Here is an 18,720-nt window from a genome sequence, read left to right on the forward strand (position 1 = left end):
CAAACCACCGGTGATCCGGTCGCGTCGTGACGTCCAGGCCCCGGCCGGCCCCCCCGATCCCGGCGCGGTGGAGACGATCGTGGGCAAGGGGACCGAGGTCAAGGGGGACCTGAAGGGCTCGGGCTCCTTGCGGGTCGACGGGCGTGTGGAGGGCACCATCCAAACCACCGGCGACCTCATCGTGGGAGAGGGCGGCGTCGTGGTGGCCGACGTGCAGGCCGCCTCGGTGCTGGTGGCGGGCGAGGTCCAGGGGCAGGTGCACGCCACCGCCCGCCTCGAGCTCGCGGCCTCGGGACGCATCCGCGGCGACGTGGAGACCCCCATCCTGGTGGTCAACGAGGGCGGCCGCCTCGACGGCAAGTGTGCGATGACCACACCCGACCGCAGGGCCGCGGATTCCGTCGCACCCAGCCGCCTCCCACCCCAGCCACGTGACGCCGCCACCGAGTGACCATAGAGTGAGGGCGCACCCCGGGGCGCACGCCGAGCCCTGACAGCGAGGTGACGGGGCTTTGCGCTTCAAGGACCGGGCTGACGCGGGCCGGCGGCTGGGGGCTCTGCTGGCTCCCTACGCCGCAGGGGCCGGCTGCGTCCTGGGCATCCCGAGGGGCGGCATCGTGGTGGCGGCCGAGGTGGCAAGGCAGCTCGCGTGGCCCCTGCGCGCCGTCTCGGTCAAGAAGGTGGCCTGCCCTCCCAATCCCGAGCTGGCCATCGGCGCCGTCGCGCCCGATGGCACGGCCGTCGTCAACCAGGAGGCCATCCGGGCGCTCAGCATCGAGCCCGGAGAGCTCCACCAGGCGGTCTCGACGGCGCTGGAGGAGGCGCGCCGGCGCGAGCACCTGTACGGGCCGCTCGCGGACATCCAGGAGCAGCTGGCCCTCATCGTCGACGACGGGCTCGCCACCGGCTACACGGCCATCGCGGCCGCCCGCTACGTCCGCCGCATGGGGGCCCGTCCCGTGGTGGTCGCTGCACCCGTGGCCGCCCGCGCCAGCGCCCGGCTCATCCTCGACGAGTGTGACCGCCTGGTGGCGCTCACGACCCCGTCCGACCTGGAGTCGGTTGGCCACTGGTACGACGACTTTCGCCCCGTCGACGACGCCGTCGTCGTCGCGCTCCTCCAGGAGCTGGCCACACCCCCTCGCCCCGCCGGGGCATGACGTGGTCGGCAGCGGCCCAAGCTAGGGGCGAGGAGGGAGTCTCCCCGTGACCCAGATCCGCCGCCCCATCGTGGCCCTTGACGACGAGATGATGCGGCTGCGCTCCGCGCTGGAACGGGCCGGCTACGAGGTGCGGTCGCTCCACGGCGCGCCCCTGGAGCAGGTGGCCGTCGTCGTCTTGAGCGGCATGGACGCGGACATCACGGGTGACCTCAGGCGCCGGACCGAGGCACCCGTGATCGAGGCGCGAGGCCTCGACGAGCGGGCCGTCGTGGCGGCCGTTCACGAGAAGGCGCGGCTTCGCATGTGAAGCAGCTCGCTGGCCTGCTTGGCGGCATGCACGACGCCAGCGGCGATGACCTGGGCCATCTGCCAGACGATGCCGAGCCGAGTGTTCTGCAGCACCAGGTACTCCATGAAACCTCCCACGTTGACGACCCCGACGATGTGGGCGTGGCCCACCGCCGGCAGGCTCTTGCGGACCCCTGTCCCTGGGCGCAAGGGGCCTGAGCGGACGGTGAGACTGCCGACGTTCTCGGCGCGACCCAGGCAGGCGTCGATGGCCAGGACGAAGGTGGGCGACGCGCGCGCCAGACGCACCAGGGTCTCCGCCAGGTTGGTGGCGTGCACCGGCTCGTCCAGCGTGCCGTAGACCCTTAGCTGGGGGGCCAGGCGAGCCAGCTGCGACCCGACCAACGGGCCCAGCGCGTCACCCGTGGAGCGGTCCGTGCCGATGCAGACCACGGCCGGTTGCTCCCAGGCGCCGGGATGGGGCTCCAGCAGCCGGAGCAGGTAGTCGGCCAGCTGCCACGCCGCTTGCGGGTCCCGGTAATGGACCCGGCCGACGAGCCCATCCTCGGCGGCGCCCTCCCGGAGCGCCGACGCGTGGTTGCCACTGGCGCGCGACTTCAACTCCGACTCTCCCCGCCCCCGTGGGAGCCTGGTGAGAAGGGCCGATACGGCGGCCCAGGCTGACGTTCACGTTATATGTCGGGCCGCCGCCACGTATACACCGGTGTGCCTGACGTGCAGGGGCCCGGCGGCATCGTGGCGGCGAGCGCGGTGGCCTGGACCCTGTTCGCCGCGGTGGTGGGAGCCGGCTTCGCCAGCGGGCGCGAGCTGGTCCTCTTCCTGGGGCATTGCGCCGGAGCGGGGCCTTTGACGGCCGTCGGCGTGGGACTTCTCATCGGCCTGATGGCGGCCCCTCCGGGAGAAGCCCGGAGGCCCTCGCCCCCTCCCGCCGTGCTCCGCCTGACCAGCGTGATGCTCGCGTGGACTACCCTGGCGGCGACCCTCGCCGCCCTGGCGCACTTGGCCGCCCCAGCGGCCTCGACGCAGGGGCGCTCCCTCCTGGCGGCCGCCCTCGCCGCCTGGGCCGGCGCCGCCTTACCGGCGAGTCGGGGTCTGGCCCCCATCAGTCGCATGGTCGGGCCGGTCATCGCCGCCGCGGTGCTGGCGGAGGCACTCGCCTGGGGCGCCGCGAGCGCGCTCGACCTGCTCGACGCGACCGCCGCCAGGCCGCCTGGCGCGCCCGATGGCGCCCCTGCGTGAGCGGCGCGCCGGTCTACGCCGCGGGCGACGCGCTGTTCGGCCGCGCCGCCGTGGAGCGGCTGGCGGGCGAGCTGCGCCTCGGAGCGACGGCGACCCGCCGGGCCTGTGCGCTGGGCGGACTCATGGTGGGGCTCGTGGCGGGGGCCGGCCTGTGGACGGTCGACCTGGCACGAAGCGACGCCCATCCCATGCCCCTCACGGCGGCGGCGGCGCGTCTGCACCCGTCCGCGGGCCTGGTTCACACGGCCCTTCTCGCCGGTGCGGCCTATACCACCGCGGTGGCCGCGGCGTCCGCCCTCGTCACCCCCCTCCGCGGCCTGGGGCGCCTCATGGTGCCCGGGGACCGCCAGGCCGGCCCCGTCGCAGCCGGACTGGCCATCGCATCGGTCCTACCTATCGCACGGCAGGGCTTCGTGGAGGCGGTCCACCTGCTCTACCCCGTCGCGGGATGGACCGCCTTGGTGGCCCTGGCCCTCGACTGGGTCTTTGCAATGACGACGCGGCGGCGCCTATACTAAGGGGGACCTCGTCTCCCCGCCCAACGCCTTCGAGGTGATGATGCCGGTGCCCGACACGACCACGCCCCTCATCTACCTCGACCACGCCGCCACGACCCCGGTGCGCCCCGAGGTGGTGGCGGCCATGACGGCCGTCCTGCAAGACCCCCTGGCTGCCGGCAACCCCTCGTCGCGCCACCGCCTGGGGGCCCGAGCCCGGGAGGCCCTCGACGAGGCCCGTCGCCAGGTCGGGGCCCTGCTCGGCGCGCCGCAGGAGCGGATCGTCTTCACCGGATCGGCGACCGAGGCCAACAACCTCGCGCTACTGGGCGCGGCCCGTGCCGCAGGCCGGCACAGGCGCCATCTCGTCATCACCGCCATCGAGCACCCGTCGGTGATGGAGGCGGCGGCCCTGCTGGAGTCGCAGGGTTACCGGGTCACGCGGGTCGCGCCGTCGCGCGAGGGCGTCGTGGACGCCGAGGCGGTGGCGAGGGCCGTGGAGGACGACACCTTCCTCGTCTCGGTCATGCTGGTCAACAACGAGACCGGCGCCCTCCAGCCGGTCGCTGACGTGGCGCGGCTGGTACGCCGCCGCCGTCCCGAAGTGCTGGTGCACAGCGACCTGGTCCAGGCGGCGGGGAGGCTGCCGGTCGATGTGGAGACCCTGGGCGTGGACCTGGCGTCGGTGAGCGCCCACAAGCTTCACGGCCCCAAGGGCGTCGGTGCGCTGTACGTCGGCCCGAGGGCCCGGCTCGACCCGATCGTGGTCGGGGGCGGACAGGAGCGGGGGCTGCGCAGCGGCACCGAAAACCTACCCGGCATCGTGGGCTTCGGGGTGGCGTCCGCTCTCGCCCGGCAGGAGCTGCCGCAGACCACGGAGCGCCTGCGCCGCCTGGGTCGGCGACTGCTCGACGGGCTCTCGGGCCTCGGCCACCGCGCGCATCTGCTGGGACCCGCCGATCCCGAGCGCCGGGCGCCGCACATCGTCTGCGTCGCGCTGGAGGGGCTGCGGGCGGAGGTGGTGGCCACCCATCTCGACCAGGAGGCCGGCGTCCTCGTGTCGGTGGGCTCCGCCTGCTCCTCGCACAAGGCCCGCAAGAGCCACGTCCTCCTGGCCATGGGAGTGCCCGAGCGGCTGGCGACCGGCGCGATCCGTCTCAGCCTCGGGCTGTTGACACGTGAGGAGGAGGTCGACGAGGCCATTCGTCGGACGGCGGCCGTGGTGGAGGCGTTGAGCGCGTTCGTGGGGCGGGGGGGAGGGCGTGGCTGAGATCTCCCGGGCTCCTGTCGTGCTGGTGCGCTACGGCGAGGTCGGGCTCAAGGGCGACAACCGCGCCTGGTTCGAGCAGCGCCTCGCCGCCAACCTGCGGCACGCAGCCGCTCGTCTCGGCCCGCACCGGGTCCGCAACCTGCGGGGCCGCCTGGTGCTGGCGGCAGACGAGCCGCCGCCCGGGACGGGCGACCCCTGGCTGGTGGCGGAACAGGCGGCGTGCGTCGCGGCGCGCGTCTTCGGGGTGGTGGGCGCGGTGCCGGCCCTCCAGGTCCCCGCGGAGCTCGCGGCCATCGAGGATGCCGCGGTGACCCTGGTGCAACGCCATCTGCGCGCCGAGGGAGAGCCTCCCCTGCCCTTCAAGGTCGCCGCCCGGCGTGCCAACAAGCAGTTTGCCCTCGACTCGATGGAGCTCAACCGGCACCTGGGAGCGCACCTGCTCCGTCGCTTCGGCTCGCGGCTGCGCGTCGACGTGCACCGCCCGGAGCTGACCCTGCACGTGGAGGTCCGGGACCGGGTCGCCTTCGTGTACGGCGACGAGCGGCCGGGACCGGGAGGTCTCCCCGTCGGTGTCAGCGGCCGGGCCCTGGCGCTCATCTCGGGGGGCATCGACAGCCCCGTCGCCTCCTGGCTGGGCATGAAGCGGGGCCTCCGGGTCGATGGGGTGCACTTCCACGCCATGCCCTTCACGACCGAGCAGGCGCTGCAGAAGGTGGTGCGCCTGGGCCGGGTCCTGGCCACGTGGCAGGGGGGCATGCGGCTCTACCTGGTGCGCTTCACCGACGTCCAGAAGGCCATCTACCGGCACTGCCCGCCCGAGTACGGGGTCATCCTCATGCGGCGTATGATGATGCGGATCGCGACGGCGCTGGCCGAGCGGGATGGATACGACGCCCTCGTCACGGGAGAGAGCCTGGGGCAGGTAGCCAGCCAGACGGTACAGAGCATGTCCGTCGTCGAGGTCGCCGCGGGCCGGCTGGTGCTGCGGCCGCTGGTGGGGTTGGACAAGACCGAGATCGTCGACCTGGCCAACCGGATCGGGACCTACGCCACCTCCATCGAACCGTACGAGGACTGCTGCACGCTCTTCGTCGCTCGCCATCCCGCCACGCGCCCGACGCTGAGCGAGGTCGAGGAGGCGGAGCAGCGGCTCGACGTCGCTGCTCTGGTGCAAGACTGCCTGGCCAGCATCGAGGTGGTGGAGGCGACCCATGACACCCTCCTCCCGGTCGGGCCACCGCCCGTCGCCGGAGGCTGACGGGTGGGCGGACCCCGCGCTGCAGAAGGCGCTCGCCGGAGTGCAAGCCCTCATGGACGAGGGACGGTGGGCCGAGGCCCTGGCGCGCCTCGAGGCCCTGGCGCACGCGCATCCCGGCGAGGCCACCGTCTTCAACAAGATGGGGATCTGCCTGGCGCGCCTGGAGCGCCTGTCCGAAGCGGCTCGAGCCTTCGAGAGGGCGGCGGAGCTGGACCCTGCCTACCCGGCCCCGTGGAGCAACCTGGGCAACGTCCACCTCCAGGAGGGCCGCCTGGGGGAGGCGGAGACCGCCTACCGACGGGCCCTGGCCATCGACCCCGACTACGCCCCTGCCCACAACAACCTGGCGGCCGCCCTGCGACGGATGGGCCGCTACGACGAGGCGGTCCACCACCTCAAGCAGTCGGTCCGGCTCCAGCGGGACGGCCTGGAGGGCCCGGCCCGGCCCGTGGCGACCCGGTGGCTCGCCTACGGCATACTGGGCTTGGCGGCCCTCGTGTACTGGCTCTGGCGGCAGCGCGGGGCGCTGGTGGCCGTGCTGGCGGTGGCGGCCTGGGCGTCGACCCATGCCGTCGTCTCGCCCACGGCAGCGGCCCGGTCGCCGGACGAGACCCTGGTGGTGCGGGTGGGGGCGGCGAGCCTGGAGCTGAGGGCCGACAGCCTGGGGCTGCGGCTCGTGCCGACCCGCCCCGGCGTCGCCCCCGATGCCGGCCGGCCGTCGCTCGGCGAGACCGAGCCGGCCTGCGGGTCGAGGGGCCGGAGCCCGAGGCTCTCGAGCGGCTCGCCCGACGCCTGGATGAGCTTGCCGGAGAGGCGCCGACCGAACCCCGCCTCCAGGTGGACGACCAGGGCCGTGCCGCCATCGTCCCGGGCCGGCCGGGGCGTCGGGTCGATCGCGCAGGCCTGGCCCGCCAGCTGCGGGCCGCGCTCCTGGAAGGAGGCGGTCGACCCGTCGAGGTGCCCTGGGAGCCGGTGGCCCCCTCGCTCGCCGAGGCCGAGCTGCAGCCGCTGACGTCCCCACGTCCGCTGGGGGGATACGTGACCCGCTACGATCCCCTTCAGCAGGAGCGAGCCGTCAACATCGCCATCGCCGCTCAGACCCTGGACGGCTTGGTGCTGCGCCCCGGGGCGACCTTCTCCTTCAACGAGGTGGTCGGGCCACGCGTGCGGGAGCGCGGGTACCGGGAGGCGCCGGTCCTGGTCAACGGGCGCTTCACGCTGGACGTCGGGGGCGGGGTCTGCCAGACCTCGACGACCCTCTACAACGCCGCCTTGCTGTCGGGTCTGCTGGCTCGGGTGCGAGCGCCCCACTCCCGGCCCGTCTGGTACGTGCCGCTGGCGAGAGACGCCGCCGTCGCCTGGGGCCTCATCGACCTCAAGCTCCAAAACCCCCACCCCTACCCCGTCGCCATCAGCGCGAGAGCCGACGGCGACCACCTCACCGTGCGCCTCTGGGCGCCCTCCGATGCCGTCACCCTGCCCTGGCAGCTGAGGACCGTGGTGGAGCGCGCGACGCCGGCAGGGGTCGAGTGGCGGTTCGACCCGAGTCTCGCCCCCGGCGATCGCCGGCTCGACCAGGAGGGCCGCACGGGCTACGTCGCGACGCTCTGGCGCGAACTGCCCCTCTACGGCCCCGCGGTGGGCAGGCAGCGGGTCAACGTCTCGTCGTATCCGCCATCGGCGGCAGTGGTGCGGGTGGGGCCGGAGGACGAGACCGCGGCGGCGGGGCTGCCCTGACCGGCCGGAGGCGCCCGGCTCAGCAGGAAATGCCCCTGGCGAAGTGAACACGACTTGCATCTTGGCTCATCGACGAGACGGTCGGCGATGGGAGGCGCCACAGCGGATGGGACGCTACGCCTACTTCCAGGGGCAGGTCGTCCCCGTCGAGGAGGCCCGGGTCAGCATCATGACCCACGCCTTCAACTACGGCACCGGCTGCTTCGAGGGGATCCGCGCCTACTGGAACGACGAGCACCAACAGCTCTACGTCTTCCGGATGCGTGAGCACTACGAGCGGATGCTGGACTCGTGCAAGATCCTCCGCATCGAGCCCCAGCAGTCGGTGGAGGATCTGGAGGCCATCACCCTGGAGGTCTTGCGGCGCAACGGCGATCGGGAGGACGTCTACATCCGTCCCCTCTTCTACAAGAGCGAGATGGCGGTAGGGGTCCGGCTCCATGGCCTGGCCCACGACTTCGCACTGTTCGCGGTCCCCTTCGGCCCGTACATCGACGTGGAGCGGCCCATCCGCTGCCGCGTCTCCTCGTGGCGCCACGTCACGGACGTCATGATCCCCATGCGGGCCAAGATCTGCGGCTCGTACGTCAACGCGGCGCTGGCCAAGTCGGAGGCCGCCGAGGACGGCTACGACGAGGCCATCTTCCTGACGACCGACGGGCACGTCTCGGAGGGCAGCGCCGAAAACCTCTTCATCGTCCGCCGCGGCAAGCTCATCACGACCCCCGTCTACGAGGACATCCTGGAGGGGATCACCCGCGCCACCGTCATCCAGCTCGCGCAGGAGGTGCTGGGCATCGAGGTGGAGGAGCGCCCCATCGACCGCACCGAGCTGTACGTGGCCGACGAAGTCTTCCTGGTCGGGACCGGCGCGCAGGTCAGCGCGGTGGGCGAGGTCGACCATCGCCGCGTCGGCCGGGGCGAGATGGGCCCCATCACCCGGCGCATCCAGACGCTCTACTTCGACACCGTCAAGGGCCGGGTCGAGGCCTTCCGCCACTGGCTGACGCCGGTCTACCAGGGGGCGAGATGAGATGCGACTGACCGAAGCCCAGTCCAAGGCCGTCTTTCGGGACGCGGGCCTGCCGGTGCCCGATGGCGAGGTGGTCTCCAGCCCCGAGGCGGCCCAGGCCGCCGCCGCGCGCCTCGGCACACGCGTCGCCGTCAAGGTGCAGATCCCCATCGGGGGCCGTGGCAAGGCGGGGGGCATCAAGCTGGCCGACACCCCGGAGCAAGCGGCCGAGGCTGCTCGTGCCCTGCTGGGGGCCCGCATTCGGGGCTACCTGGTGCACCAGGTGCTGGTCGAGCGCGCGTCGAGCGTGGCGAGCGAGTACTACTTGAGCGTCACCGTCGACCGGGCCCGTCAGATGCCGGTGCTCATCTTCTCGACGGCAGGCGGCATGGACATCGAGGATGTGGCCGAGAAGACCCCCGAGCGGATCGCCAAGCTCTGGGTGGACCCCTCGCTCGGCCTGCGGGACTTTCACCTGCGGTGGCTGCTGCAACAAGGCGGTGCGCCGGCGGATCTGTCGCGGGAGTTCGCTCGCTTCGTCCGGACGCTGTGGGAGCTGTTTGGGCGTTACGACGCCCAGCTCGTCGAGATCAACCCGCTGGCGCAGACTGCCGACGGCCGGCTGGTGGCGCTGGATGGCAAGATCGAGATCGACGACAACGCCCTCTTTCGCCACGCCGACCTGGCGGCCATGCGTTCGGTGGAGGCCGACCACCCCCTGGAGCGCCAGGCGCGCGAGCAGGGCCTGGCCTACGTCAAGCTGGAGGGCGACATCGGCATCATCGGCAACGGCGCCGGGCTCGTCATGGCCACCCTCGACGCGGTGCAGCGCGAGGGCGGCCGGCCGGCCAACTTCCTCGACATCGGGGGCGGGGCCCGCGCCGAGGTGGTCGAACGCGCCTTGCGGGTGGTGCCCGGGGATCCCGACGTCAAGGCGGTGCTGCTCAACGTCTTCGGCGGCATCACGCGCTGCGACGAGGTGGCGCGGGGCCTGTTGCAGGCCATCGCGGCCCTGGGGGGCACCTCCGTGCCCGTCGTGGTGCGGCTGACCGGCACCCGGGAGCAGGAGGGACGGGCACTGCTGGGCGAGGCCGGGGTGAGGGGCGTCAGCAGCGCGGCGACCTTCGAGGAGGCCGCCCGGCGTGCCGTGGATCTAGCGCGCTCGCACGGCAACGGATAGGGCAGAGGCCCGGAGAGGGGTACCGGACGCGCAATGGCCATACTGGTCGATCGGGGGACCAGGCTGCTGGTCCAGGGCATCACGGGCCGTGAGGGTGCCTTTCACACGGCCCGCATGCTGGAGTACGGCACGCAGGTCGTCGGCGGGGTGACGCCGGGCAAGGGCGGCTCGACGGTCGAGGGCGTGCCCGTCTTCGACACCGTCCAGGAGGCTCGCGCCGCCACGGGGGCCAACGCCTCCATCATCTTCGTGCCCGCCGGCTTCGCCGCCGACGCGGCCCTGGAGGCCATCGAAGCGGGGCTCGAGCTGGTGGTGATCATAACCGAGGGAATACCCGTGCAGGACATGCTGCAGGTCGTGGCGCGCGCCCGACAGAGGGGAACCCGCCTCATCGGCCCCAACTGCCCGGGTCTCATCTCGCCGGGCGAGGCGCTGGTCGGCATCCTGCCGGGACGGGTCTTCACGCCGGGCCCCGTGGGACTCGTCTCTCGCAGCGGCACCCTCACCTACGAGGTGGTGCACCTGCTGAGCCAGGCCGGTATCGGGCAGTCCACCTGCGTGGGGGTGGGGGGCGACCCCATCGTGGGCACGCGCTTCGTCGACGTCCTGGCTCGCTTCGAGGAGGACCCCGCGACGCGGGCCGTCGTGCTCATCGGCGAGATCGGCGGCACGGACGAGGAGGAGGCGGCCGCGTTCATACGAGAGCGCGTGACCAAGCCGGTCGTCGCCTTCATCTCCGGGCGCACGGCGCCGCCGGGCAAGCGCATGGGCCACGCCGGCGCGATCATCTCGGGCCGGCTCGGCACGCCGCAGTCCAAGGTGGAGGCGTTGCGGGCCGCCCATGTCCCGGTGGCCGACAGCATCGACGAGATCGTGCGCCTCGTGGGCGAGCGCCTGGGGCGGCCGACCGTCGCGAGCCGGGCCTGAGCCCCGGCCTCAGCGGTGGCGGGGCACCCACCAGACGATGACCCGCCTGCGCCAGAGCAGGCGGGGGATGGTCATCAGGATCAGCCGGCGAAGCATGATCGAGGCCCCCTCGTCTCTCCGGCGGGCATCCTATGCGGCGGGCGCGGCCGCGGTGCGCCCGTGCCAGCAGGAGTCGAGGAGACCCGCCGGGAAGTCTTGCACGGAGGCGAGGTACCTTGCCGTCGACAGGCCCCGGCCAGCCGTCCCATCCCGCCCGGACGCCCCTCTCGCACCTGCACGAGCGAGCGGGCGCGTGGATGTTCGAGTTCGCGGGATGGTGGATGCCCGTCCAGTACACCGGCATCGTCGAGGAGCACCGGGCCGTCCGTGAGCGAGCCGGGCTCTTCGACCTGTCGCACATGGGCCATCTGGTGGTGGAGGGGCCCGACGCCGCCCGTGCGCTCGACGCGCTCCTGACCTTTGGCGTCGGCTCCCAGGCGGTCGGGCAGGCGCGCTACGGCGTGATGTGCCTGCCGGGCGGCGGCATCGTCGACGACCTGGTCGTCTACCGCGAGGGGCCCGAGCGCTTCCGGCTGGTGGTCAACGCCGCCTGCCGGGAGAAGGACCGGGCCTGGGTCGAGCAGCACCTGGCCGGCTGGCAGGCCGCTCTGGCCGATCGCACGGGCGACGTCGCCCTCGTTGCCGTGCAGGGACCCCGGGCCCAAGAGCTCCTGGTGCCGCTCACCCGCGGGCTCGACCTCGAGGCGTTGGGCTTCTTCCGCTTCGCCGAGGCCCAGGTGGCCGGGATCCGCACGACCGTCTCCCGCACCGGCTATACCGGCGAGGACGGCTTCGAGCTCTTCGTCGAGGCCACCGACGCCGAGCGCCTCTGGCAGGCCCTGATGGAGCAGGGCGCGTCCGTGGGCGCGGTGCCCGTGGGCTTGGGGGCGCGCGACACCCTGCGCCTGGAGGCTCGCTACCCGCTCTACGGCCACGACATCGACGAGACGACCACCCCCCTCGAGGCGGGGCTGGGCTGGGTGGTCGACTTCGACAAGCCGGACTTCATCGGTCGCCACGCGCTGGTGCAGCAGCGGGCGGGAGGGCCGCTGCGCCGGTTGGTGGGCTTCGTCCTGGAGGAGCGAGGCGTCCCCCGGGAGGGCTACGCCCTGCTCGACCCCGAGTCGGGTCGCAAGCTGGGCGCGGTGACGAGCGGCACGCTGTCGCCGACGCTCCAGCGAGGCATCGGGATGGGTTACGTCGCGGCCGGGGCGGCAGAGCCGGGCCGGCTGCTGGGCGTCGAGGTGAGGGGGCGCAGCCTGCCGGCTCGCATCGTCAAGGGCAGCTTCGTCCCCATCCGCACCCGCGGCCGCACCGGCACCCGCAAGAGGCCCGATCAGGCCACAGGGTGAGGAGGCCAGGTCGTGTATCCGGAGTCGCTCAGGTACACCAAGGAGCACGAGTGGGCCGCCATCGACGGGCGGCGCGTACGGGTCGGCATCACCGCCTACGCGCAGCGAGAGCTGGGGGACGTCGTCTACGTCGAGCTGCCCAAGGTGGGCGCGACGGTGGAGCGCGACAAGCGGATGGCCGTGGTGGAGTCGGTCAAGGCCGTCTCGGACGTCTACGCCCCGGTCTCCGGCACCGTGGTCGAGGTCAACGAGGCGCTTCAGGACTCGCCCGAGCTCATCAACAAGGACCCGTATGGCGAGGGCTGGGTCTGCGTCATCGAGGCGAGCGACCCCGACGAGTTCGCCCTGCTGTTGAGCGCCGCCGACTACCGGGCCATCATCGGGGAGACCGACGGCAGCGGAGGGTGACGCCATGGACTTCGTGCCCCTGACCCCTGCCGAGCGGGAGGCCATGCTGGCCCGCATCGGCGTCAAGAGCGTCGACGAGCTCTTCGCCGACATCCCTCCTCAGGCCCGCCTCGACAGGCCCCTCGACCTGCCGCCGGCCATGAGCGAGGCCGAGCTCATCGCTCACATGCGCACGCTGGCGGCGCGCAACGCGGACCTGGACCGCTACGTCTGCTTCCTGGGCGGGGGAGCCTACGACCACCTGATCCCGTCGGTGGTGCGCCATATCCTGGGGCGGTCCGAGTTCTACACCGCCTACACCCCCTACCAGGCCGAGGTGAGCCAGGGAGTCTTGCAGACCATCTTCGAGTACCAGACGCTGGTCTGCCAGCTGACCGGCCTGGACGTCGCCAACGCCTCGATGTACGACGGGGCGTCGGCGGCCGCGGAGGCCGCCCTGATGGCGACGGCCCACACCGGGCGCCGGCGGGTCGTGGTCTCGGCCGCGGTGCATCCCGAGTATCGTCAGGTGATGGCCACGTACCTGGCCAACCAGGACGTCGCCCTCGACACGGTCCCCTGGCGCATGGGCGTCACCCACCTCGACGCGCTGCAGCAGGCCGTCGATGACCGCACCGCGGCGGTGGTGATGCAAAACCCCAACTTCTTCGGCGCCATCGAGGAGATGGATGCCGCAGCCGCCATCGCCCACCGGCACGGCGCGCTCCTCGTGGCCGTGGTCGACCCCATCTCGCTGGGCATCCTGGCGCCCCCGGGCGAGTACGGCGCCGACATCGCGGTCGGCGAGGGCCAGGCTCTGGGCAACGCCATCAGCTTCGGCGGCCCGTACCTGGGCTTCTTCGCTGCCCGCCGGGAGCTGATCCGCCGCATGCCGGGGCGCATCGTGGGTATCAGCCGCGACGTGGAGGGCCGGCGCGGGTTCGTACTGACGCTGCAGACCCGTGAGCAGCACATCCGCCGGGAGCGCGCCACCTCCAACATCTGTACCAACCAAGCCCTCAACGCCCTGGCCGCCACGGTCTACCTGGCCATGCTCGGCCGCCAGGGCATCCGCCGGGTCGGCGAGCTCTGCGTCCAGAAGTCGCACTACGCCTTCGAGCGCCTCACCAAGGTGCCGGGCATCCGGCCGGCGTGGGACGCGCCGTTCTTCAAGGAGTTCGTGGTGGAGATGGACGGTGCCGTGCCCGAGGTGCTGACCCGACTCTGGCAGGAGTACGGCATCATCGGCGGGCTGCCCCTGGGCCGCTTCTACGACAATCTCGACCGGGCCGTCTTGTGGTGCGTGACCGAGGCCCGCACGCGGGACGAGATCGATCGCCTGGTGGCTGCGTTGCACCAGCTCGGTTGAGCGGAGGAGCGAGAGCGATGGAGCAGCAGCGGGTCGTGGAGGGGGTGCGGCCGGCGGCGGCCGCCCCGGAGGAGCAGGACCAGCCCCTTCTCTTCGAGCGGGGCGCGCCCGGGCGGGTCGCCTACCAGCTCCCGCCGATGGACGTGCCGGAGCGGCCCCTGGCCGAGCTGATACCCCCGGGCCACCTGCGCAAGGAGCCGGCACCCCTGCCGGAGCTCTCCGAGGTGGAGGTGGTGCGTCACTTCGTCCAACTCTCCCGCCGCAACTACGGGGTGGACGTCGACTTCTACCCCCTGGGCTCCTGCACGATGAAGTACAATCCCAAGGTCAACGAGGACGTGGCCCAGCTGCCCGGCTTCGCCCGGCTTCACCCCTACCAACCCGAGGAGACGGTGCAGGGCGCCCTGGAGCTCTTGTGGCGGCTGGAGCGCTACCTGTGCGAGATCGCCGGGCTGCACCGGGCCACCCTGCAGCCGGCCGCCGGGGCCCACGGCGAGTTGACGGGGCTGCTGCTCATCAAGGCATACCACCGCGACCGGGGCGAGCACGAGCAGCGGCGCGAGATCATCGTACCCGACTCGGCGCACGGGACCAACCCGGCCAGTGTCACTATGAGCGGTTATCGCATGGTGCAGGTGCCCAGCGACGCCCGGGGCGGCGTCGACGTCGAGGCCCTGCGGCGGGCCGTCGGGCCGGCCACCGCCGGCCTGATGCTGACCAACCCCAACACGCTGGGGCTCTTCGACGAGCACATCCTGGAGATCGCCCGCATCGTGCACGACGCCGGTGGGTTGCTCTACTACGACGGCGCCAACGCCAACGCGATCCTGGGCATCTCCCGCCCCGGCGACATGGGCTTCGACATCGTCCACTTCAACCTGCACAAGACCTTCTCGACCCCCCACGGCGGCGGGGGGCCCGGAGCCGGCCCCATCGTGGTGCGCGAAGAGCTGGCGCCTTACCTGCCGGTGCCGCTGGTGGAGCGGGAGGGCGACCGGTTCGTCCTGGTCCACGACCGCCGCAAGAGCATCGGCCGGGTGCGCAGCTTCTACGGAAACTTCGGCGTGCTCGTGCGGGCCTACGCGTACATCCGGGCCCTGGGGCCCGAGGGGCTTCGCCGGGTGAGCGAGACGGCCGTCATCAACGCCAACTACCTGATGCGCCTGCTGGCCGAGTGGTACGAACTCCCCTTCGACCGCCACTGCAAGCACGAGTTCGTGCTGTCGGCCGTCCGTCAAAAGCGCCTCGGCGTCCGGGCCGGTGACATCGCCAAGCGGATCCTCGACTTCGGCATGCACGCCCCGACGGTCTACTTCCCGCTGGTCGTCGAGGAGGCCCTCATGATCGAGCCGCCCGAGACGGAGACCAAGCAGACGCTGGACCGCTTCGCCGAGGTGATGAAGACCATCGCCGAGGAGTGCCGGAGCGACCCCGACCGGGTCCGCACCGCGCCCCACCGCACCCCGGTGCGACGCCTCGACGAGGTGACGGCCAACCGCAACCCGGTCGTCTGCTACCGCCCGGGAGCGTGAACAGGCGGCCTTGGAGCGCTGGCGCCTCCTGGTGGACCCGCCCGGACCGGCCGCCCGCAATATGGCGGTCGACGAGGCGATGCTGTGGGCGGTGGAGGCGGGCATCGCACCGCCCACCCTGCGGCTCTACCGGTGGGATCCCCCGGCGGTCTCGCTGGGCTACTTCCAGGAGTGGGGCGACAGCCTCGACGAACGCGCCTGCCGGGAGGAGGGCGTCGACGTGGTGCGACGGCCGACGGGCGGGCGGGCGGTCTTTCACGACGACGAGGTGACCTACGCCGTGGTGCTGCCCCCCGAGCATCCCGTGGGGGGGCGCAGCGTCATGGAGGGCTACCGCCGCATCAGCGAGGCGCTGGCGGCCGGCCTACGGCGGCTGGGCATCGAGGCCAGGCTGGCGCGGCCCCCGGCGGGCCCGGCGCTCCGTGGACGCGATGCGCTGGCGGGCGCCTGCTTCGATGCGGCCTCCCGCTACGAGCTGGAGTGGGAGGGGCGCAAGGTCGTCGGCAGCGCCCAGCTACGCCGGGCTTCGGGGGCGCTGCTGCAGCACGGCAGCATCCCCCTGCGCTTCGACCCCGAGCGCACCGCCCGCCTGCTCGCGCCAGGGGGGCGGGGCGAGCGCTTCCTGAGGCTCATCCTGCGGGAGCGGGCGGCCGGCCTGTCGGATGCCGCCGGCCGTGACGTGGGCTTCGACGAGACCTGTGCCGCGCTCGTCGCGGGCTTCGCCGAGACGGTGGGCATCGAGTGGCAGCAGGGATCGCTCTCGCCCGAGGAGCAGGCCCTCGCCCGGCGCCTCGAGCACGAGCGCTACGGCCTCGACTCGTACAACCGCCACCGGCCGACGGGGCGCACGACGGAGGCTCACCGAGAGCGCACGTGCCATGCGGCGGGATGAGATGAGGGCGATGGGCGGGCGGGGGGCCGGATACCTGGGACCCGAGGGCAGCTTCAGCCACGCGGCGGCTCGCCGCTGGGCGAGCCGTCATCCCGAGGTCGGAGCCCTGGTGCCCTTCGCGGATCTGCCCTCCCTCTTCGCGGCCGCGGCCCGCGGCGAGGTGGCCTGCGCCGTCTGTCCCCTGGAGAACGCCCTGGAGGGCTCCGTCGTTTTGACGCTGGATCTGTGGCTGCACGAGAGCACACTGGCCCAGATCGGCGAGGTGACGGTGCCCGTCGAGCAGTGGGTGCTGGTGCGACCGGGCGTGAGGCTCTCCGACGTCACCCGGGTGCTGTCGCATCCGCATGCGCTGATGCAGTGCCGGCGCACCTTGCAGGCGCTGCTACCCGGCGTGCCCCTGGAGACGGTGAGTTCGACCGCCGAGGCCGCCCGCCAGGTCGCCTCCTGCGAGCAGCCCTGGGCTGCGGTGGCGGCGGAGGAGGCGGCGGCGCGGCACGGGCTTTCGGTGGCGTTCGGGCCGGCGCAAGACGGGGGGCCCAATGCGACACGCTTCGGCGTGCTGGCCCATGGCTGGCCGGCCCCCACCGGGCGGGACCGCACCACTCTGGTGGTGGGCAGCCTCCAGGACCGTCCCGGGCTGCTGCGGGACCTGCTGGACGCCTTCGCAACCCGCGCCATCAACCTGACCCGCATCGAGTCGCGGCCCTCACGGGAGGGCCTGGGACGCTACCTCTTCGTCATCGACCTGGAGGGCCACCTCACCGATCCGGCCGTGCGCGACGCCCTGCGGGAGGTGCGCCGCCAGGTCGGCTACCTGCGGGTCATGGGCTCCTATCCTCGCGACCAGGACACGACCGACCACCCTTGACGTCCGTCGACGGTGCGGCTATCTTGCCGGCGTGAGTGGCAAGAGGCGCCGAGACGTCTGGAGATTGCGCATCAGTCCGCTGGACCGCTACGGCGAGCCCATCGACCTCCTGCTCACGCTCGACGGCGGCCAGACGTTTCGGTGGCACCCTCGAGGCGACGGCTCGCTCGATGGGATGGCAGGCGAGTGGCGGCTGCACGTGCAGCTGGACCCTCGCCTCGCGCCCGGGGAGCTGGTGGTCGACGCGGGACCGTCATGCGGGGCCGGCACGGCCCTCGAGGTCCGAGAGGCCCTGGCCTGGCTGCTGGACCTGGACCGTGACTACCGCACGGCCCGAGACCGTCTCTTGGCCCTGGACCCGACGCTGGCGCAGGCGGTGACGGCCACCCGGGGGCTGCGGGTCGTGCGGTTGGACCCGTGGGAGGCCGTGCTCTCCTTCGTGCTCTCCTCGCACACGCACATCGCCCGCATCAAGGGCATGCTGGGGCGCCTGTGTGAGGCGGCCGGCGAGGGCGAGCGCCCCGGCAGCCTGCCGTCGCCTGAGACCGTGGCGGGCATGGGCGAGCCCGCGTTGCGCCGTCTGGGGCTGGGCTATCGCGCGGCCTACCTGGCCGGGACGGCTCGGCGGCTGGCCGACGACCCGCACTTCCTGGAGCAGGGGCGACAGCTGGCCACCCCCGACCTGATCCGGCACCTGCAGGCGCTGCCCGGGGTGGGGGAGAAGGTGGCCCACTGCATCGCGCTCTTCGGCTACGGCCGATGGGACGCCTTTCCCATCGACCGATGGGCGCAGCGGGCCCTGGAGGGCGCCTACTTCGGCGGTCGCAACATGCCGGTGAGGGAGCTGCAGTCGTTCGTGCAAGGCCGCTTCGGACGCCTGGCGGGCCTGGCCCAGGCGCATCTCTTCGCCCATGCGCGCAAGGCCGGGCGCGACCCCGGGCCGGCCGCGATCGAGGGCGGGGCGTGGCATCGCTCGTGCCCCTAAAGCTCTACCTGGGTGACGTCGTGCAGATGCGCAAGTCGCACCCGTGCGGCTCCGACCAGTGGGAGGTGCTGCGCACGGGGATGGACATCCGCATTCGCTGCGTGGGATGCGGACATGTCGTGCTGATGCCGAGGCGCCGATTCGAGAGGGCCTTCAAGCGGTTCGTGCGGCGCCCCGTGCTGGAGCCGCCCCCACAGACGCCGCCCCCGGCCCCGTGAGGGCGCGCCGGCGCTCGACCCACCGTCAGGACGGGACCCGGCGGTCCAGGAGCCTCAAGAGCGGCATCCCCAGCCCCAGCACCACCAGCGCCTCGCTGGCGGTGATGCCGATCGCCGTGGCCCAGTAGGGCAAGCCCAGCAAGACGCTGAGGTAGGCACTGACCAGGAGCCCGTTGGCGGCCACCGGCCACAGGACGGCCAAGCGGTGGCGACGGTGGCGCCACGTCAGGTAGGCCGCCAGCAGCGTGACCAGACTGCCCCCCCAGACATCCCACGGGCCCAACCCGCCCATCAGGTTGGCCAGCCAGACGCCGACGAAGAGGGCCGGCACCGACTCCGGGTAGCGCAACGGCAACACCGCCAGCGCCTCACTGATGCGAAGCTCGATGACCACCGGCCCCAGGGGTACCCCGAAGCTGAGCGGCAGCACCAGGGCCGTCAAGGCGACGTAGAGCCCGGCGATGAGCGCGGCACGCGCCACGCGCC

22 protein-coding genes are annotated in these 18,720 nt (G+C 72.6%); 20 read left to right on the forward strand and 2 right to left on the reverse strand.

What is annotated here, in order from left to right:
- Positions 1-10: 10 nt before the first annotated feature.
- The 3 genes from VLY81_RS00350 (at position 11) to VLY81_RS00360 (ending at position 1,470) form a co-directional block, all read left to right on the forward strand.
- Positions 11-451 (forward strand): bactofilin family protein, encoded by a 441-nt coding sequence (locus VLY81_RS00350; RefSeq protein WP_324669016.1) that lies wholly within the window; start codon positions 11-13, stop codon positions 449-451.
- Positions 452-512: 61 nt separating this feature from the next.
- Positions 513-1,160 (forward strand): phosphoribosyltransferase, encoded by a 648-nt coding sequence (locus VLY81_RS00355; protein WP_324669017.1) that lies wholly within the window; start codon positions 513-515, stop codon positions 1,158-1,160.
- 46 nt (positions 1,161-1,206) lie between these two features.
- Positions 1,207-1,470 (forward strand): YkuS family protein, encoded by a 264-nt coding sequence (locus VLY81_RS00360; RefSeq protein WP_324669018.1) that lies wholly within the window; start codon positions 1,207-1,209, stop codon positions 1,468-1,470.
- Here VLY81_RS00360 and yyaC read toward each other — a convergent pair.
- Positions 1,443-2,072, reverse strand: coding sequence for a spore protease YyaC (yyaC, locus tag VLY81_RS00365; RefSeq protein WP_324669019.1), 630 nt, complete (start codon positions 2,070-2,072; stop codon positions 1,443-1,445). The genes VLY81_RS00360 and yyaC overlap by 28 nt on opposite strands.
- 105 nt (positions 2,073-2,177) lie before the next feature.
- Here yyaC and VLY81_RS00370 point away from each other — a divergent pair, with 105 nt between their 5' ends.
- The 17 genes from VLY81_RS00370 to VLY81_RS00450 all read left to right on the forward strand — a co-directional run bounded on the left by VLY81_RS00370 (position 2,178) and on the right by VLY81_RS00450 (position 18,234).
- Positions 2,178-2,711, forward strand: a complete 534-nt coding sequence (locus tag VLY81_RS00370) for a hypothetical protein (RefSeq protein WP_324669020.1) — start codon at positions 2,178-2,180, stop codon at positions 2,709-2,711.
- Complete coding sequence (locus tag VLY81_RS00375) at positions 2,708-3,229, forward strand: hypothetical protein (RefSeq protein WP_324669021.1); 522 nt, start codon at positions 2,708-2,710, stop codon at positions 3,227-3,229. Before VLY81_RS00370 ends, VLY81_RS00375 begins: the two co-directional genes overlap by 4 nt.
- A gap of 37 nt (positions 3,230-3,266) precedes the next feature.
- Positions 3,267-4,478 carry a cysteine desulfurase family protein gene (locus VLY81_RS00380; protein WP_324670438.1) on the forward strand — a complete coding sequence of 404 codons (1,212 nt, stop codon included), beginning with the start codon at positions 3,267-3,269 and terminating at the stop codon, positions 4,476-4,478.
- Complete coding sequence (gene thiI / locus VLY81_RS00385; RefSeq protein WP_324669023.1) at positions 4,471-5,736, forward strand: tRNA uracil 4-sulfurtransferase ThiI; 1,266 nt, start codon at positions 4,471-4,473, stop codon at positions 5,734-5,736. The genes VLY81_RS00380 and thiI overlap by 8 nt, the downstream gene beginning before the upstream one ends.
- Positions 5,690-6,748, forward strand: coding sequence for a tetratricopeptide repeat protein (locus VLY81_RS00390; RefSeq protein WP_324669024.1), 1,059 nt, complete (start codon positions 5,690-5,692; stop codon positions 6,746-6,748). Before thiI ends, VLY81_RS00390 begins: the two co-directional genes overlap by 47 nt.
- On the forward strand, positions 6,709-7,473 hold the full coding sequence (locus tag VLY81_RS00395) for a VanW family protein (protein ID WP_324669026.1): 765 nt from the start codon (positions 6,709-6,711) through the stop codon (positions 7,471-7,473). Before VLY81_RS00390 ends, VLY81_RS00395 begins: the two co-directional genes overlap by 40 nt.
- A gap of 106 nt (positions 7,474-7,579) precedes the next feature.
- The gene (locus VLY81_RS00400; RefSeq protein ID WP_324669028.1) at positions 7,580-8,506 is read left to right on the forward strand and encodes a branched-chain amino acid transaminase; all 927 of its coding nucleotides are present in this window, start codon (positions 7,580-7,582) and stop codon (positions 8,504-8,506) included.
- A gap of 1 nt (position 8,507) precedes the next feature.
- Entirely contained in the window at positions 8,508-9,665 is a 1,158-nt protein-coding gene (gene sucC / locus VLY81_RS00405; protein WP_324669030.1) for an ADP-forming succinate--CoA ligase subunit beta, read from the forward strand.
- A gap of 33 nt (positions 9,666-9,698) precedes the next feature.
- Entirely contained in the window at positions 9,699-10,592 is an 894-nt protein-coding gene (gene sucD / locus VLY81_RS00410) for a succinate--CoA ligase subunit alpha (protein WP_324669031.1), read from the forward strand.
- A 215-nt stretch (positions 10,593-10,807) separates the two neighbouring features.
- Entirely contained in the window at positions 10,808-11,983 is a 1,176-nt protein-coding gene (gene gcvT / locus VLY81_RS00415; protein WP_324669033.1) for a glycine cleavage system aminomethyltransferase GcvT, read from the forward strand.
- A 12-nt stretch (positions 11,984-11,995) separates the two neighbouring features.
- On the forward strand, positions 11,996-12,391 hold the full coding sequence (gcvH, locus tag VLY81_RS00420; protein WP_324669034.1) for a glycine cleavage system protein GcvH: 396 nt from the start codon (positions 11,996-11,998) through the stop codon (positions 12,389-12,391).
- 4 nt (positions 12,392-12,395) lie between these two features.
- A complete protein-coding gene (gcvPA, locus tag VLY81_RS00425; RefSeq protein ID WP_324669035.1) occupies positions 12,396-13,739 on the forward strand; it encodes an aminomethyl-transferring glycine dehydrogenase subunit GcvPA in 1,344 nt (447 codons plus the stop codon).
- A 17-nt stretch (positions 13,740-13,756) separates the two neighbouring features.
- Positions 13,757-15,271, forward strand: coding sequence for an aminomethyl-transferring glycine dehydrogenase subunit GcvPB (gcvPB, locus tag VLY81_RS00430; RefSeq protein WP_324669036.1), 1,515 nt, complete (start codon positions 13,757-13,759; stop codon positions 15,269-15,271).
- A 10-nt stretch (positions 15,272-15,281) separates the two neighbouring features.
- The gene (locus VLY81_RS00435) at positions 15,282-16,163 is read left to right on the forward strand and encodes a lipoate--protein ligase family protein (RefSeq protein ID WP_324669037.1); all 882 of its coding nucleotides are present in this window, start codon (positions 15,282-15,284) and stop codon (positions 16,161-16,163) included.
- A 10-nt stretch (positions 16,164-16,173) separates the two neighbouring features.
- Complete coding sequence (gene pheA, locus VLY81_RS00440; RefSeq protein ID WP_324669038.1) at positions 16,174-17,031, forward strand: prephenate dehydratase; 858 nt, start codon at positions 16,174-16,176, stop codon at positions 17,029-17,031.
- Between the two features lie 31 nt (positions 17,032-17,062).
- Complete coding sequence (locus tag VLY81_RS00445; RefSeq protein ID WP_324669039.1) at positions 17,063-18,016, forward strand: DNA-3-methyladenine glycosylase family protein; 954 nt, start codon at positions 17,063-17,065, stop codon at positions 18,014-18,016.
- Entirely contained in the window at positions 18,007-18,234 is a 228-nt protein-coding gene (locus VLY81_RS00450; protein WP_405001398.1) for a DUF951 domain-containing protein, read from the forward strand. Before VLY81_RS00445 ends, VLY81_RS00450 begins: the two co-directional genes overlap by 10 nt.
- A gap of 25 nt (positions 18,235-18,259) precedes the next feature.
- Here the strand turns inward: VLY81_RS00450 and VLY81_RS00455 are convergent, their stop codons facing one another.
- On the reverse strand, positions 18,260-18,715 hold the full coding sequence (locus tag VLY81_RS00455; protein ID WP_324669042.1) for a QueT transporter family protein: 456 nt from the start codon (positions 18,713-18,715) through the stop codon (positions 18,260-18,262).
- Positions 18,716-18,720 lie beyond the last annotated feature (5 nt).

This window comes from Limnochorda sp. LNt (assembly GCF_035593265.1).
GTDB classification, from domain to species: domain Bacteria; phylum Bacillota; class Limnochordia; order Limnochordales; family Geochordaceae; genus Geochorda; species Geochorda subterranea.